Annotated in this window: 14 protein-coding genes and 1 pseudogene; 6 read left to right on the top strand and 9 right to left on the bottom strand. The window is 67.7% G+C overall.

Annotated features, from left to right (window positions below; translation table 11 throughout):
- The first annotated feature begins 11 nt into the window (after positions 1-11).
- Together AC07DS_RS45545 and AC07DS_RS45540 are read left to right on the top strand one after the other, a co-directional pair.
- Positions 12-731: a DUF1775 domain-containing protein gene (locus tag AC07DS_RS45545; protein ID WP_479154611.1), complete on the top strand. Its 720-nt coding sequence runs from the start codon at positions 12-14 to the stop codon at positions 729-731.
- Between the two features lie 298 nt (positions 732-1,029).
- Positions 1,030-1,233: a hypothetical protein gene (locus tag AC07DS_RS45540; RefSeq protein WP_479154610.1), complete on the top strand. Its 204-nt coding sequence runs from the start codon at positions 1,030-1,032 to the stop codon at positions 1,231-1,233.
- Between the two features lie 427 nt (positions 1,234-1,660).
- Here AC07DS_RS45540 and AC07DS_RS45535 read toward each other — a convergent pair whose 3' ends face one another.
- From AC07DS_RS45535 to AC07DS_RS45525, 3 genes are all read right to left on the bottom strand, one after another.
- Entirely contained in the window at positions 1,661-2,380 is a 720-nt protein-coding gene (locus AC07DS_RS45535) for a zf-HC2 domain-containing protein (protein WP_479154609.1), read from the bottom strand.
- Positions 2,377-2,937: a sigma-70 family RNA polymerase sigma factor gene (locus AC07DS_RS45530; protein WP_479154608.1), complete on the bottom strand. Its 561-nt coding sequence runs from the start codon at positions 2,935-2,937 to the stop codon at positions 2,377-2,379. The genes AC07DS_RS45535 and AC07DS_RS45530 overlap by 4 nt, the downstream gene beginning before the upstream one ends.
- 953 nt (positions 2,938-3,890) lie before the next feature.
- Positions 3,891-4,370 carry a COG4315 family predicted lipoprotein gene (locus AC07DS_RS45525; RefSeq protein WP_479154607.1) on the bottom strand — a complete coding sequence of 160 codons (480 nt, stop codon included), beginning with the start codon at positions 4,368-4,370 and terminating at the stop codon, positions 3,891-3,893.
- A gap of 232 nt (positions 4,371-4,602) precedes the next feature.
- Here AC07DS_RS45525 and AC07DS_RS45520 point away from each other — a divergent pair, with 232 nt between their 5' ends.
- The 3 genes and pseudogenes from AC07DS_RS45520 to AC07DS_RS45510 all read left to right on the top strand — a co-directional run.
- On the top strand, positions 4,603-5,553 hold the full coding sequence (locus tag AC07DS_RS45520; RefSeq protein ID WP_479154606.1) for a CHRD domain-containing protein: 951 nt from the start codon (positions 4,603-4,605) through the stop codon (positions 5,551-5,553).
- Positions 5,554-5,748: 195 nt separating this feature from the next.
- The gene (locus AC07DS_RS45515; protein ID WP_479154605.1) at positions 5,749-5,871 is read left to right on the top strand and encodes a hypothetical protein; all 123 of its coding nucleotides are present in this window, start codon (positions 5,749-5,751) and stop codon (positions 5,869-5,871) included.
- A gap of 210 nt (positions 5,872-6,081) precedes the next feature.
- Positions 6,082-6,392: pseudogene (locus tag AC07DS_RS45510) on the top strand (transposase family protein); the annotation flags it as partial.
- A gap of 39 nt (positions 6,393-6,431) precedes the next feature.
- Here the strand turns inward: AC07DS_RS45510 and AC07DS_RS45505 are convergent.
- The 4 genes from AC07DS_RS45505 to AC07DS_RS45490 all read right to left on the bottom strand — a co-directional run bounded on the left by AC07DS_RS45505 (position 6,432) and on the right by AC07DS_RS45490 (position 9,999).
- Positions 6,432-6,773, bottom strand: coding sequence for a hypothetical protein (locus AC07DS_RS45505; RefSeq protein ID WP_479154620.1), 342 nt, complete (start codon positions 6,771-6,773; stop codon positions 6,432-6,434).
- Positions 6,774-7,172: 399 nt separating this feature from the next.
- Positions 7,173-7,802: a trypsin-like serine peptidase gene (locus AC07DS_RS45500; protein ID WP_479154604.1), complete on the bottom strand. Its 630-nt coding sequence runs from the start codon at positions 7,800-7,802 to the stop codon at positions 7,173-7,175.
- Positions 7,803-8,287: 485 nt separating this feature from the next.
- Complete coding sequence (locus tag AC07DS_RS45495; RefSeq protein WP_479154603.1) at positions 8,288-9,244, bottom strand: hypothetical protein; 957 nt, start codon at positions 9,242-9,244, stop codon at positions 8,288-8,290.
- Between the two features lie 71 nt (positions 9,245-9,315).
- Positions 9,316-9,999: a hypothetical protein gene (locus AC07DS_RS45490; protein ID WP_479154602.1), complete on the bottom strand. Its 684-nt coding sequence runs from the start codon at positions 9,997-9,999 to the stop codon at positions 9,316-9,318.
- A gap of 405 nt (positions 10,000-10,404) precedes the next feature.
- Between AC07DS_RS45490 and AC07DS_RS45485 the strand changes: the two genes are divergently transcribed.
- Positions 10,405-11,850: a hypothetical protein gene (locus AC07DS_RS45485; RefSeq protein ID WP_479154601.1), complete on the top strand. Its 1,446-nt coding sequence runs from the start codon at positions 10,405-10,407 to the stop codon at positions 11,848-11,850.
- Between the two features lie 85 nt (positions 11,851-11,935).
- Here AC07DS_RS45485 and AC07DS_RS45480 read toward each other — a convergent pair whose 3' ends face one another.
- Both AC07DS_RS45480 and AC07DS_RS45475 read right to left on the bottom strand, forming a co-directional pair.
- On the bottom strand, positions 11,936-12,478 hold the full coding sequence (locus AC07DS_RS45480) for a sigma-70 family RNA polymerase sigma factor (RefSeq protein ID WP_479154600.1): 543 nt from the start codon (positions 12,476-12,478) through the stop codon (positions 11,936-11,938).
- Positions 12,479-13,063: 585 nt separating this feature from the next.
- On the bottom strand, positions 13,064-13,759 hold the full coding sequence (locus AC07DS_RS45475) for an MBL fold metallo-hydrolase (protein ID WP_479154599.1): 696 nt from the start codon (positions 13,757-13,759) through the stop codon (positions 13,064-13,066).
- Between the last annotated feature and the right edge of the window lie 163 nt (positions 13,760-13,922).

The raw sequence follows: 13,922 nt of genomic DNA, 5'->3' as shown, positions 1-13,922 counted from the left end.
CTCATGCCACCATGACAGGCGCACCTCGCATTCGCTCCAGCCGGCGCGCACACCGGGCGGCGGCAGTACTGGGAACGGCCGCGGGAGCACTCCTCCTTCTCGCTGGGCCCGCCTCGGCACACGTGCGGGTATTTTCCGATGGCGCCAAGGAGGGCAGCCCGGCCACACTCCGGTTCAGGGTCCCCTCCGAGAAAGCGGACGCCACAACAGTCCGCGTCGACGTCACCCTTCCCAAGAGGGTCACACCCACCGATGTGCCACCGGCCTCGGGCTGGACACGCAAGGAGGTGCCGTCTCCTGAGGGCAGGGCGACCCAGATCATGTGGACAGCCACGGCGGGCCACGAGCTCAAGCCCGACGAACACCGTTACTTCGACGTACGGGTGGGGCCGCTCCCGAAGGAGGCGAGTATCGCCTTCGACGTGGCCCAGACGTACTCGGACGGGTCGGTGGTGAACTGGAACGAGCGGCAGAACGGCACCAAGGAGCCGGACTTCCCTGCACCCGTACTCGTCCTGGATGCCGCTGCAGCCAAGGCTGAGCAAGCCCCGCAGGAAGCGGCCGCGCAGCCGACGCCGACTGGCGTCGCCGCTCCCACGCCAGCGGCGGCTACCCAGGATGAAGGGTCGGGCATGGCGTCGTGGCTCCCGTGGACTGTGGCTGCTGCCGCCGTCCTCGGCGCAGGCGCCGTGGTCGCGGTACGCCGCAGGACGACTTCCGACAGAGCCTGAGTGGTCCAGCGGTGAGGAACTGACCGTGTCGAGAGCGGAGGGGCAGGGGCAGCATCCCCTGCCCCTCCGGTCCGCATTCGCTCGTGGTCGGTAACCTTCCCCACCCGCCGTCTCGACGGCGACACCCTTGTCCACGGCACACAGACCTGGATCCTGGAGCTCAACCCCTGAGCTCAAAGGGCCAAGTTCGGCGAGGTCGACCAGGTCGGCCCGCGGCCAGGAGGACGACGGCGCGGTCTCCTACGGATGGAGTGGCCGGCGTCTCCTGCAAGAGCAGGGTCAGCCAGGCGGCGTTGAGGTGGCGAGCAAGTCCGATGGTGAGCGCAGGCTCGCAGGAGCGGATCTCGACAGCGAGCAGTGCCTCGAGGGCGTGGAGGACTTGCTCGGCCGGACGCACGGCCTCCCGTCCGCGCCACTGGCCGGCGAGGACCTGACGAACGGCCGCAGCTGCGAGCGCAGGGCGCGGACTTGGACGTGGCGGCCTTCCGGCAGCGTGTACTGACACGCCTGGGTGGGCCAGTGGTTCTCGAAAGCGTTGAAGACCAGGACCGGGCAGGCCTGACTCCATGCCTCGGTGAAGTTCCGGGCCTCGGTGCCGGTCCCGGCGTCCCGGACTTCACGGATCCGAGTTGCTCAGCGGTGGAGGGCGCGGCCGAGAGCGCGGTGCGCTCCCGTCCTTTACCCGCGAACGCCCCCGAGAGGTCGGGCTCCAGGACGACCCGGACGGCAGCGATGGCACATTCGACGAGCTCGTGCGGACGGAGGCCATCGTTGCCACCCGTCTCTGACCCAGCCCAGAGCGCCCCGCACTGAATGTGGCCCTTCCTCGGCAGGACGTGCGGGTCACGATGCGAGTGGCAGACCCCGGCCCGGAGCACGGGCATGGCTGCGCCACCGCCGTGGCCCGGCTGATCGGCCGTGACGTCTCGTCAGAATTTGACGGAAATATACTGTTTGCCTTGTTCATCCTCCACGATGACGGACTTGAGATTCTCCGGCGCTATGGAGGCGGACCCGTTGAGGTCGGTACCCCCGCTCTTCGTCCCTTCGGCGCTTGAGGACGTCACCCAACTGCCCGCGTTCTGGTGTTCGCCTCCCTTCGCGACGACCACCAGACGGCAGTGTTCACCAGCCGGCACTCCGCCGACTGTGGCGTTCAGCCGTACCCAGCCGGCCGCCGGAGTGACCCGCACCGTCATCCTCGCCCCGGTGTGCGCGTCGGCGGCCGAGGCGACCTTGACGTCGGCTCCCGGTTGTGTGGGTGTGGCCGACGCAACCGGGGGACGGGCCACGACGGAGGATGAGTCATGGCCGGCCGCCGCATAGCCCCCGAGGAACAGGATCGCGGCGGACACCACCGCCCCCAGTCCGGCCGTGAGCAGCCGCCGTCGTCGGGTTGTGGCCTGTTCGTCGCGGGCCTGCCGCAGCGTGCGCCGGAGCATCAGCTCCCCACCCTTGGGCGGTCCCACCAGAAAGGCCTCCGGCGGCACCTCGCCCAGAACCGCCTCGATCTCCCGTAACTCCGCCACCTCTGTCCGGCACTCCTCACACCGGGCGTTGTGTTCCTCGACCTCCGTGTTCTCCGCCGCGGCGAGGGTGCCCAGCACATATGCGCCCAGTCGTTCGCTGTCCAAGTGGTTCGTGGTCACGCCACCGCCTCCCCGGTCTCGACCTCGTTGCCGGATGTTCTGGTATACAGCTTGCGCAGTGCCTTGAGGGCGTGGTGAGTCCGTGATTTAACCGTACCCTCCGGGATTCCCAGCAGGCCGGCCGCTTCGGATGCGGTGCGTCCGCGGTAGTAGACCTCGACCAGGACGGCACGGTGCTCGGGGGTGAGCTGCTCGAGTGCGTCCATGAGCACCACCGAGGTGACGACCATGTCGGCATGGTCCGGCTGGGCCACGACCGTCGACTCCGTCTCGGCGACCTCGTTCGGCCGCGCCGCCTTGGCGCGGAACCGGTCGGTGACGATGTTGCGGGTCACCGTGAACAGCCAGCCACGCAGCGACCCCTGGGGATCGGCGATGACCTCCGGATGCCGCCAAGCTCGGATCAGTGTTTCCTGGACCACGTCCTCGGCAGCCATACGGTCTCCGGTCAACCGGGTCGCATACGCCAGCAGGGCCTTGCCGTGCTCGGCGTACAGGACATGAATCAGAGCCTCGTGACTCGTAGCCCCTTGGGCACGAGACCGTAAGAACGCCATCCGGCCCCTCCATCTCCATCGACTGACACACGTCACACGGAGACCGGGAGGCCGGGCGTTCAATGGTGCACTGCGAGACAGATCACAGAGTGTCGGTGGCGTCATGAACCGTGCCCCACTGAGGGCGGCTGAAGTCTGCCTCTCCGGGCTTCCGTTGTGGATGATTCAGTCGTTGTTCAGCCGGTGTCTCTTCTCGGTGCTGCTTCATCAGGCAGGTGATTCCGGCTGGCCGGCACGGGGGCGAGGGTGGTCTGCTTGGCGCCGGTGCGGGGACCGGACGCGCTTGAGGCCACATGCGTTCGATGCGACCACGCAGGCCGGGCGGTCATGAGAGGTACGGCTGCGAGAGCGGGCGTCGCGCTGGACGGCCCGGAAGGTGATGGGCTCGCCGCGCTTGACCAAGGTGCGGATCGCTGTCGTTGCGGCCACTGTTGTGGCCCGGCCCTTCGGCTCCCGCAGCTGTACCCGGCCGTCATCCACCCAGAACTGCTGGGCCCAGGCCGTGCGCAGGGTCTCAACCGCCGGCAGCCGCCGCAGTCAAGATGGGGCGTCCGGACAGTCGTCACGTGTCCGCTCGGCGTGCCCGGTGCGGGCCTGCTCGCCGCGCGGCAGCCGACAATCCTCAATGTGGAGCCCGTAGCGGTCGAACCGGAGCCGGGCAGCCCCCACGCGCCTACCATTCCGATGCCGCGGCGGCGGCCAAAGTGTTGAAAGCCGCTGGCGCAATGCCCGGCGGTCGTCTCCGGCAGACCGTGTGAACCGGGACCTCGCATGGAACGGGTGGACGTAGTGACGCTCCGTCGCCTCACGCTCGTGTCCCTGCACAGCGAACGACGGCATCGTCCCGCGGTCGCGCGATCACCATGAGACGACCGCCTCATGCGCGAACGGTGTCCTCGGCCGGACACCCGCCCGCTGACATGCTGTCATGTGCGTGAAGAAGGGGACGGCTGTCAGGAAGCCTGCTTCTTCAGCAGTTTTCCGTCCGCCGAGACGACGAACCACTGTCCGTCGATGCCCTGGCCGTTGGCGTCACCGGCGACCGCGTCACCGGCGTAGTAGTACAGCGGCCACTTGTTGTACATCACCTGCGACACACCCGTGGTGCGCTGTGTCTTGGCCAGGAGTGACTCCTGTGCGCCGGCGCCCGGCCTCACGGCGGACGAAGAGGTCAGGGCCGGCCAGACCGCGATGCAGGAGGCCCCGCAATTGCTCACGCCTGCCTTGTCCTTGGTGAAGGCGTAGAGGGTGCGGCCCGACCGGTCGACAAGGATGCGCCCGTACTCCGAATCGGCGACTCGCACCGAGACGGGAGTCGCCGCCTTGTTTTCGGCGTCGTTCTTCTTCTCCGATGCGTTGCCGCCGCAGGCGGAGAGAGTGAGCAGAGCAGCGGAAACGGCTCCGGTAGCGAACATGACGCTACGAGTACGCATGATCTGGAATTCCTTAGAGAGATCCGGCCGCCGGCCCACGGAACCTGACGAAAACCCGTAAAGGCGCTCCACAGGGCGGCTGTTGTCATCCGTGGCAACGTGTCCGAAGCCGCGCGGGGTTCACAGTGCGGCGAAGATTTTTTTGTTCCTCACTGACCCGTTCAGACCCCGGCTGCGTTGTTCAGGTTGCAACGCCCCCGAAGGGGCCAACTCATACGGAAGGCTGGAAAACGTGCGCAAGATCATCCTTGCCCTCGCTACCGCTGTCGTGACGCTCGGTGTCGGCGCTGCCTCACCCGCCCTCGCGCAGGGTGGTCACGACAGTCATGGCGGCATGAACATGGCTCAGACGTCCGGCGACACCGTCAAGACCCCCGTACACGGGCCGTCAGCCTCGTTCACTGCCACGCTCACCGGCGCCCAGGAGGTTCCGGTGGCCGGCGGTCCGGCCGTGGGCGATCCCGACGGTTCTGCCCAGGCCGTCGTGCAGGTGAAGGGTGACCGGGTCACCTTCGCCCTGAAGTGGCGGGGTCTCGGTGCTCCGACTCTGGGCCACATCCACCAGGGCGTCTTCGGCAAGAACGGCGACGTCAAGGTCCCACTGTTCACCACCGCGATGCCCGCCACCGTGGACGCGGCTGCCGGCCAGGTCAGCGTCAACGACGCGGCACTCGCCAAGCAGCTGCGCACGAATCCGGCCGGTTTCTACCTCAACCTGCACAGCAAGGAGTTCCCCGGCGGCGCGGTCCGCGGGCAGCTCAAGCCGGTCAAGTACCAGGTGAACCCGCTGAACATCATCAACGGCAGCTCACAGCTCGCCCTCATGGATGGCTCCCAGGAGGTTCCCGCCCCGGGCAAGAAGGTCGGCGATCCTGACGGACACGCCATCACCTTCGTGCACCCGCACGGCCAGGCCATCGACTACTCGATGGCCTGGGTGAACATTCCCGCTCCGACCCTGGGCCACATTCACCAGGGCGTCTTCGGCAAGAACGGCGACGTCAAGGTGCCGCTGTTCGCCACTGCCGTGCCCAACGGCATCTTCGCGATCTCGGGCACCGCGCAGAACCAGGACCTGGCTGTGGTGAAGCAGATACGGAACCACCCCTCTGCCTTCTACGCCAACCTGCACACCGCCGAATTCCCGGACGGAGCCGTGCGCGGCCAGCTCTTCGGCCGGTAGGCAGCCGGGGACGCCAAGTAGCAGAACGCCGGCGGCGACAACGCCGACACGCAGGCCACGCCGCGCCAAGGGCAGGCCGTCCTCTTCGACGAGCCGGGCTCCTTCCCCGAAGACCCGTCCCAGGGCATCTCCGGCCGCGGCTGCGTCGACGTCTTCCGGCCCGGCGTCGCCTCCGCCATCCAGACCGGCCAGCCGGTGAAGGTGTGGTCCGGCAAGGGCTGCACCGGCGAGAGCCTCGTGATCAAGGGTGACACCACCGACCTCGCCGGCGTCGACTTCGACAACAAGATCTCGTCCGTCTTCTTCGGCGGCGTCTGAGGCCCCGGGGGCCGGCGAACCCCCTGCGACCGGCCCCCACCCGCAACGGACATGAGGCTCCTGGGCCGGTGTGGTTCAACTCCACACCGGCCCTGCCCTTTCCCCGCCACCTTGCGGCATCCGTCCACGAAGGAGTCGGTCCCGTGTCTGGCGACAGGCGAAGGGGACCCCGAATCAGGCTCGACCGGCGGACTCGTCGTGGGGAAGAGACACGCGGGCAACCAGTGGGAGTACTTGCCGCAGGAGCTGGGCTTCGGTCCGGGGATGACATGCTGGCGGCGCCTTGCGGCGCGGAACGAGGTGGGGTTTCGGGACCTAGCGCATGCGGTTCTGCTGAAGAAGCTGCGGTCGAAGAACAAGCTGGACCGGTCGCGGGCGCTGATCGACTCCTCCCACGTCAGGGCCGCTCGGCGGGGTCCAAAAGCGGTCCCAGCCCGGTCGACCGCGGACGCCTGGGCAGCAAACACCACGTCATCACCGACGCACAAGGCATCCCGCTCGCGGTGTCGCTGACCGGCGGAAAATGTGTCGGACGCACACTTCGTCCGTCGGCGGCGTGGTCATCGGCGGTTGTTCTCCGACCGCTTGTTCTGCTCCGCGTTCTTCCTCGAGAGCTCCGCGCGCTCTTCGTCAGTCAGGCTTGTGATCGCGTCCATCACTTGCTTCCCCTCTCTCTCGACGCAGCGCCACGTCCATGTCCAGGTCCGAGTCGGTTCTGCCGAGCGAGCGATGCTGTGGAGCATCAGGTCCTCCATGCAGATCCTGGACAGCCCCGGCGGCTTGAGACCACCGGTGACAGCCCCCGCAATTGCCCGTTCCCGAGGCTGTTGGGTGTCTACGAGCAGCCGAGGCGGCTCCCACCCGGTTGTGATCGGGTAGGAGCCGCCTCGGTCGTACGGCACGGTGAAGTTGTCCAGGCGGTGATGCGGACCGGCCGCGTCGGCACCTGCGGGCCGCGGTAGTCGGAGACCGTGCCGGCCAAGCGGTTCCGGCAGGCGCGTTGTTGGCCTCCTCGACCGTCGTACCGCCGTGCTTGGCCCACGCCACGGACGACTGGTAGCGAGGCGTTGTCAACTTCTTGATGCGGGGACTGCTTGAGGATGTGTCAGGCCGTGGCGGGGTGCCGGGGCAGGCCGTGGTGAGCATGGCGTTGGCACCGGTGATCCCGTTCCAGGTTTCGAAGCGGTGCTGCATCTCGGTGCAGCAGGATGTCGAGGACGGTGCCGTCCTGGCCGACGGCGGCGGAGGCTGGCCGCCTACTGGGAGCCGAACCGGTCGTGCCCGAGGGTCCAGCGCACATCTCACTTCCCGCCGGAGGAGAACCGGTCGCTGATGACGCCGTAGACCCTTTTTGCATCCGCTCCAAGGCGTGGCCCCGCAAGCCAGGCGTTGTCGGCCGGGCCTATGGAGGTGTCACTGACCAGGGCGAGCGAGCCGTCGGCGTTCTCGGCGAACCAGCCGCCGCCCGAGGAGCCGCCGGTCATGGTGCATCCGATCCGGTAGAGCGTGGGCTGGTCGGCGTTGACCGACAGCCGCCCCGGCCGGTCCTGACAGGAGAACATCCGTTCGCCGTCGAACGGTGACGCGGCCGGGTAGCCCCACGCCTTGATTGCCGGGATCCGTGTCGCCGAAGGTGCGTCGAACCACACGGGCGCCGCCCGCCCGATCGTCTCCTGCAGGGAAGTTGTGCCGCTGTCCGGCGGGCGCACGTGCAGTACGGCGAAGTCGAACGCTGCGCCGTGGCCTCCGGACGGGCCGCCCTGCTCGATCCACTGGGGCGATGTTTCGGCATAGTCCGCCCACCATGTGCCGAACGGCGCGACCTGCCGCTGGCTCGCGTTGCCCCTTGCCGCACCCTCCAGTCCCTCGTCGTTGTACGACGGTACGAAGACTATGTTGCGGAACCAGGTGCCGTTGGCCCCTGCGTGCACACAGTGGCCCGCCGTCCACACCAGACTGGACGCACCGGGACGGGCGGGATCCGTGACCGCTGATCCGGAGCAGACACGGGGTCCGTCAGGGGTATCGAAGAAGAGCCTTCCGATGACCGCCGCGTTATCACGGTACGGCGTCTTCTCGGACACCGCGGGTACCTCTTTGGGCTCAGGGTCCGAGACTCCGGCATCCCCACCCAAGTTGTTCGCCACCGGGTCGTCGATACTCTGCGCCTCTGCCATCCGGTCCGGTGTCCACAGGCCGGGGACCACTGGGTTGGAGAAGGCAGGCAACTTGTGCTGAGCCTGGGTGCAGTTGGCCACCAGGAGCATGACCAGAACCGTGAGGCCGGCGCATACCCACGGCGACTGACGGGACGAGTGCATCGGGGGGACCTCTCTGGGGACGGATGCTCCAGGGCGGGAGTACGGACGACAGCCGTGTCCCGCTCGCCCTGGAGTGAGCCGTCGGGCGTCAGGCGTCAGTTGAAGAAGCGGATGGACTTGACCTGGTTGAGCCCGATGGTGGAGAGGTCGGCCACGTTCTTGTCGACGATCACCGACTTACCGGTGCAGTTGTCGCCGTCCCAGATCTTGGCGAATCCGCTGATCTGCAGCGCCCCTGAGAAACGGACGGCCATACAGCCCGGGCCGGCCACGCCCTGGGAGGGGTCACCGAAATTCGGGCTGTCGAAGAAGGTGGCGGAGGTCGCCGGAGGGGCCGTCGGGCTCGCAGAAGTCCCCGTCTGACCGCTGCCGATGTTGCCTGCCTTCTGGCCGTCGGGAGTGACTCCGAACCAGGTGCCGCCCACGCCCTGTCCGTTGGTGTCACCCGGCTTGAGGTCCTTGCTGAAGAGGTAGACCGGCCAGCCGCCGATGGTCACCTGGAAGGCACCGTCCCGCGGGATGAAGCCGATCGACGACTTTGGCACTCCGTCCACGAAGACCCGCCCGCCCTTGGCGACCAGGTAAGGCGGCCAGGTGGTCGCGCACGCATCGAAGCAGTTTGACTTCGATGGATTCGCGGTGTCCTTGTCGAACCGGTACAGCGTGAATCCCGCCCCGTTGATCACCACCGGATTCAGTGCACCCGCCTTGCCGGCCGACAATTGCACCCACTTGCGGGCCACCGGCTTCTTCGTGGCGGCCGCGGGTGCGGCATCAGCAGCGAAGTCGCCGGTATTGGGTTCGACGTTGTTCTGCCTCGCTGTACCGGACCGGAAAGAAAGGCCAGACCCGGTGGCAGCGGAAGACGCCGACTGGCTGGAGTCGCCCTTTCCTTCATCGTGACTACAAGCCGACAGCAGTAGAACACCCAGTGCGGCACAGGAAGCAAACATGGCACGTGCACGGAACATCGAGAAAACCCCCGAGGGATGGATGATGGCTCGCTGCGGAGATTCCGAAGCGATTTCACTCTTGACACGGAGTCCGGCCACGGCAGGGTTCACCACGCACCGCTTGGAGACGTAACCGTGACTTTTGACATCCGAAATGACGCGAGGACGCGCTACTTCGTGATCTTCTCGCCAGTGGGGCCCATGGCGAACCATGTCCCCCCGACGCCTTGGCCGTTGAGGTCGCCAGGCTTGGCGTCGCCCGAGAAGCGGTACACGGGCCACCCGCCAACCGTGATCTGAATCTGGCCGTCCTTGCGGCGGATGGCCCCGACTTGGTTGTGCTTCACCCCGGCCAAGTAGACCTTGCCGCTGTTCTGGATGGTCACAGGCGGCCATTTCGTGGCGCAGGCGTCGTTGCAGTTCGACTGCGACGGCTGGGCGGTGTCCTCGTCGAAGCGGTACAGCGTCGCCTGGTTGATGTTGATCAGTTGAGGTGAGTCGAGCGTCGGCGTCGTCACCGCCGACAGCTGGACCCAGCGAGGCGGCGCCTCCTGAACCGCGGTGCCGACGACGGTGCCGCCATTACCGGTCAGGCCGGCCTCCTGTGCCGAGGTGTCGACCACCTGCAGCGCGCTGTTCCCGGTGTTCCCACTCGGCGACGCGGCCGGCGAGGGTGTCGCAGCGGGCGTCGAGGAAGCCGTACTCGGACTGGCGTCGCCGATCTGAATGGTCTTGCCGCAGGCAGACAAGCCCGCCGCGCCGCACAGGACCAGAGCGGACGCGACTACGGTGCGGTGGACGGGGCGGCGTGCGGTGATGCCACGGGACAGCAGACCGGTGCGAAGGGATGTCATGCCTGCAACACGAGACAGGAGGCAGCAAAGGTTCGACGCAGTCGGTGAACGTCCGGAAAAAGGACGGCGCGTGGTGAACGTTCCGTCCCGCCGGATACGTGTCCCGCTCCAGATCGTCGAGCATGATGTTCGACCGTGTACTCCTCCAACGGCCGCGGCGCCGGCGCACACGGATCGCCCCGGACTCCGGCGAGTCGGTCCGTACGTTCTCCAGCGCCGCACCGGCTCCTGTTCGGACCCTGGAGGTGGTGGCGCCGGTACCGCTGAGGTGTCTCTCAGATGTGGTCGCCAGGTACTCGGAACCGGGGCTGTCGAAGGTTCAGATTCTCTTGTGAACGATTCGGCCGAGCGACTCCGTGTAGTGGGTGCATCCGGAAGGCACACGAGAGGACGTGGACGGACAACATGAGCAACGGCATCGGTGCCCCGCCCCCGCAGAGGCCGGGAATCGGCAACGCCCACCGCGGTGCGCGTACCGCGCTGCGTGCCCTCGCCGTCGCCCTGATCGGCTGCCTCATGGCGCTGGGCGTGGCCGCGTCCGCGACGGCGGCGGACGATGACGGCCTGATCAAAGTGTTCGTCGTCCAGGAACCGGCACAGACCGGGGGACAACTCGCTACCCTGGCGTCCATCGCGGCCAGCACACTGGGCGACGCTTCGCGAGCCAAGGAGATCCTCGACCTCAACCGCGGTCTGGCCCAGCCGGACGGCCGCACGCTGAACAGCCCTGACGACCAGTTGCGTCCGGGCTGGATTCTGCGGTTGCCGGAGGACGCCTCGGGGCCCGACGTACGACAGGCTCGGGACACCGGAAACCAGGGCACCCCTTCCTCCCGCCCCGGCGGGGCGAGTGCGCCGAGCGGCGGCAACCGCACGACAGCTGCCGGGTCCACCATGCTCACCATTCCGCTGACCGCAGCCGTCGCCGTGCTCGCTGCCGTCGTCCTCGCACTGGTCACCGCCGGCATCGTGGGCAGGCGCAAGGTGCGAGGGGCGTACGGCGCCGTGATGCGCGCGGTCCGTGGGCTGGGTGCCCCGGTCAGGCGGCGGCGCCGGCTCATGCTGCGCCGTGCGATGGGACGGCGGTTCGCTACCGACGCAGACTCGGTCCGGCGGGCGTACGGCACGGTCGCCGAATTCGCGGCCGGACGGCGCGGACCAGAGACCCCGGTGTACGCACTGTGTGTCGACAACGCCGGTGCGACGGCGTGGCTGTCGGCCTCCGACGCCCTGGAGGCTCCCTGGCGAAACGTCGACAGCACGCGCTGGCGACGCACCACCGCCGAGGCCGGCTGGCTGAACAGCCCGGTGGACGTTGGCACGGCATCGCCGGCGGCGACCTCCGCCACGTGCCTGGTGCGGGTGGGCACCGACACCGAGGGCGAGGTCGTTTTCGTGGATCTCAGCCGACTCGACGGTGTCCTCAGCGTGACCGGTGACCACGGCGTGGCCCGCGACGTGGTGCAGAACGTGCTGGCGGAGATCGCGCGCATCCGGCCGAACACACCGGTGACCGTACTGCGCGGCGCGGACGGCGCTCCTCCCACCCTTCCTGCTGGCCTCACACAGCTCGGCCGAGACGAACTTCCGCCTGCCACGGGATCCATGCCGGTGCACGGCACCGTGCGCGGAGCCGCCTCACGGCGTCCGGTCATGGGCCTCGTCGTCGTGGCGGGCACCCCCACCGGGCAGGAGGCCGCGGAGTTGACCGCGCTGTGCGGACCCGGCGGTGCGGGCTGGACGGGGCTCGTGTACGGCGAGGTGAGCGGCGCACACTGGCGTTGGTACACCGATGCCGACGGCGACGTGGCCATCCCGGCGCTGGACGTGAAGCTGACCGTTCCGGCGTGACTCATATGCCCGTGGCGAAGCGGACGGCCCGGCCCACCGTCCGCTGTGCACACCAGTATGGGCAAGACCGGGCTGGACGTTCGGCCTACCGTGCGCGGGTGCCCGCGCCTGTCTTCACCTTCGCGCGTAGGCTGTTGAGCGCGTAGTGCTGACGGGATTTGACGGTGCCTGCCGGTATGCCGAGTAGCCGTGCCGTCTCCTGAATGGTCTTGTCGCCCAGGTAGATGTGCATAAGCACCTCACGGTGCTCGTAGGGCAGTTGCCGTAGCAAGGCGGTAACCTCGGCCCGAAGGATCACCCTTTCGGCATCATCGTGCCGAGCCGTGTCGCGTCCCTCGGCGCCGATGGTTTCGTGGCGGTGGGTGGCACTGCGCAGCCGGTCGACAACCAGGTTGCGGGCCACAGTGAGCAGCCAGCCGCGTACCGAGCCCTCGGTGCTGTAGAGCCGCTCCAGGTGATGCCAGGCGCGGATGAGGGTTTCTTGGACGATGTCCTCCGCAGCGTGGCGATCATTCAGCAACTTCTCGACATAGGCGTGCAGCGCCTTCGCGTGGTCGGAGATCAGCGTGTGCAGCAGGTCCCTCTGGCGTGCGGGCGTCAAGGCGTCCGCAGCGGTGATCATGTTCATGGTCCAGTTCCCGAGGTGAAAAGTCGTGTAGGTGCCGCACTGCATGTGGCGCGAGGGAAGCAGGCCGGCCAGACCCGGTTCGGGTGTCGATGGCCGCCCGCCGGCACGTGGTTCGTGGCAATCGCGGTGAAGTCCCTGTGAATGCAGTCCGCGGCGAGAGTAAGCAGCGGTCACTGCCGGAACGCTGACGAATTTCTGACGTCCGTACCCACCTTCGAAAACACGGCGCTCTTCCGCAACGGCCATGTGTTGATGCGCAGTTGGCGTCCGGTGGCGGTGGAGAGGTTCGCCGACCTACGCAGCGCTGTGAGGTGGTTGGACAAGGAGCGTCCTGTCCTGCTCGCGGACGTGGACCAGGAGGCCAGGCACGGCTGCGGTGAATACGGCTTGCAGGTGGCCGCAAGGCTGGAGTTGCAGGCGCCCGAGGGGTACCGGCCGATCCATGGCCGTTACTTGGAAGCGAACGCTCTGATGCGAAGATCTGTCTGGGACGGGTGTCTCTCGCGTAGAGACAGGCCGTAGGACTCGAGCTCGATGCTGGTCAGAGCTCGAGTCCGGTGAGCGGCTGCGGACGGCCCCCGGCGTCTAGGATCCCGTGGGCAGTTGCTGAAGGAATTGCTGGAAGGTGTGGACTTCGCTGCCGGCCAGAGGGGCGCCGTGGGCGAAGCCGACTGCCTTGAGGTCCTGGGGGATGCGGGCCAGGCTGCCGGGTCGCAGTTCGGGATCGGCGGCGAGTGCGGCGGGGCCGATGGCGAGTTTGCCGCGGTTGAAGGCTGCGTCTCCCATGAGGATGGTCCGGCTCGGTTCGTGCATCAGCACGATGTGGCCGGGTGAGTGGCCGGGGGTGTGGATGACGCGTAGCCCGCCGCTGCCTTCCACCATGTCTCCGTCGGAGACGGTGCCGTCGGCGGTGGTGGGGGTCCAGTGGAGTTTGGGCAGGTGGTCAATGAGGCGGCCGATGGTGCCGGACCGTCCTTGGGCCGGGACACGTCCGGATTCCAGCCAAGCGCGGTCGGCGTCGTGGATGAGGATGTGTGCGCCGGTGTGGCGGCGGAGTTCTGCAGCGCCTTGTACGTGGTCGGGGTGGGCGTGGGTGAGGATGATGCGGCGGATGTCGGAGGGCTTGCGGCCCAGGTCGGCGACCGTGTGGAGAAGTACGCCGGGGGCTCCGGACCATCCGACGTCGACGAGGGTGAGGCCGTCGTCGCCCTCGATGAGGAAGGCGTTGTCACGCTTGCTGGTGGCGATCCGGTTGACGCCGGGAGCGAGCTGGCTGTGCATGGGAGTTCCTTGAAGTCAGCGTCCAATTTCCAACGGGGGAGAGAACTGTGCTGGGGGGGGGGGGAGGGGGAACACCCCCAACAACAAGGGCCATGGCAGCGTGCTGCCGGGGAGGGGCTGTGGCATTCGTCGGGGAAGTTGGGGAAAATGTCGCCCGTGGGGA

The sequence above is a fragment of the Streptomyces sp. NPDC044064 genome (assembly GCF_056434245.1).
Note: the sequence above shows the minus strand (reverse complement) of the source record. Positions and strands in the feature narration are given on the sequence as shown.

What these genes read in the sequence shown, in the direction of transcription:
- AC07DS_RS45480 (WP_479154600.1), bottom strand. Translation starts at nt 12,478, where the DNA reads ATGAACATGATCACCGCTGCGGACGCCTTGACGCCCGCACGCCAGAGG.
- AC07DS_RS45525 (WP_479154607.1), bottom strand. Translation starts at nt 4,370, where the DNA reads ATGCGTACTCGTAGCGTCATGTTCGCTACCGGAGCCGTTTCCGCTGCT.
- AC07DS_RS45485 (WP_479154601.1), top strand. Translation starts at nt 10,405, where the DNA reads ATGAGCAACGGCATCGGTGCCCCGCCCCCGCAGAGGCCGGGAATCGGC.
- AC07DS_RS45490 (WP_479154602.1), bottom strand. Translation starts at nt 9,999, where the DNA reads ATGACATCCCTTCGCACCGGTCTGCTGTCCCGTGGCATCACCGCACGC.
- AC07DS_RS45475 (WP_479154599.1), bottom strand. Translation starts at nt 13,759, where the DNA reads ATGCACAGCCAGCTCGCTCCCGGCGTCAACCGGATCGCCACCAGCAAG.
- AC07DS_RS45530 (WP_479154608.1), bottom strand. Translation starts at nt 2,937, where the DNA reads ATGGCGTTCTTACGGTCTCGTGCCCAAGGGGCTACGAGTCACGAGGCT.
- AC07DS_RS45545 (WP_479154611.1), top strand. Translation starts at nt 12, where the DNA reads ATGACAGGCGCACCTCGCATTCGCTCCAGCCGGCGCGCACACCGGGCG.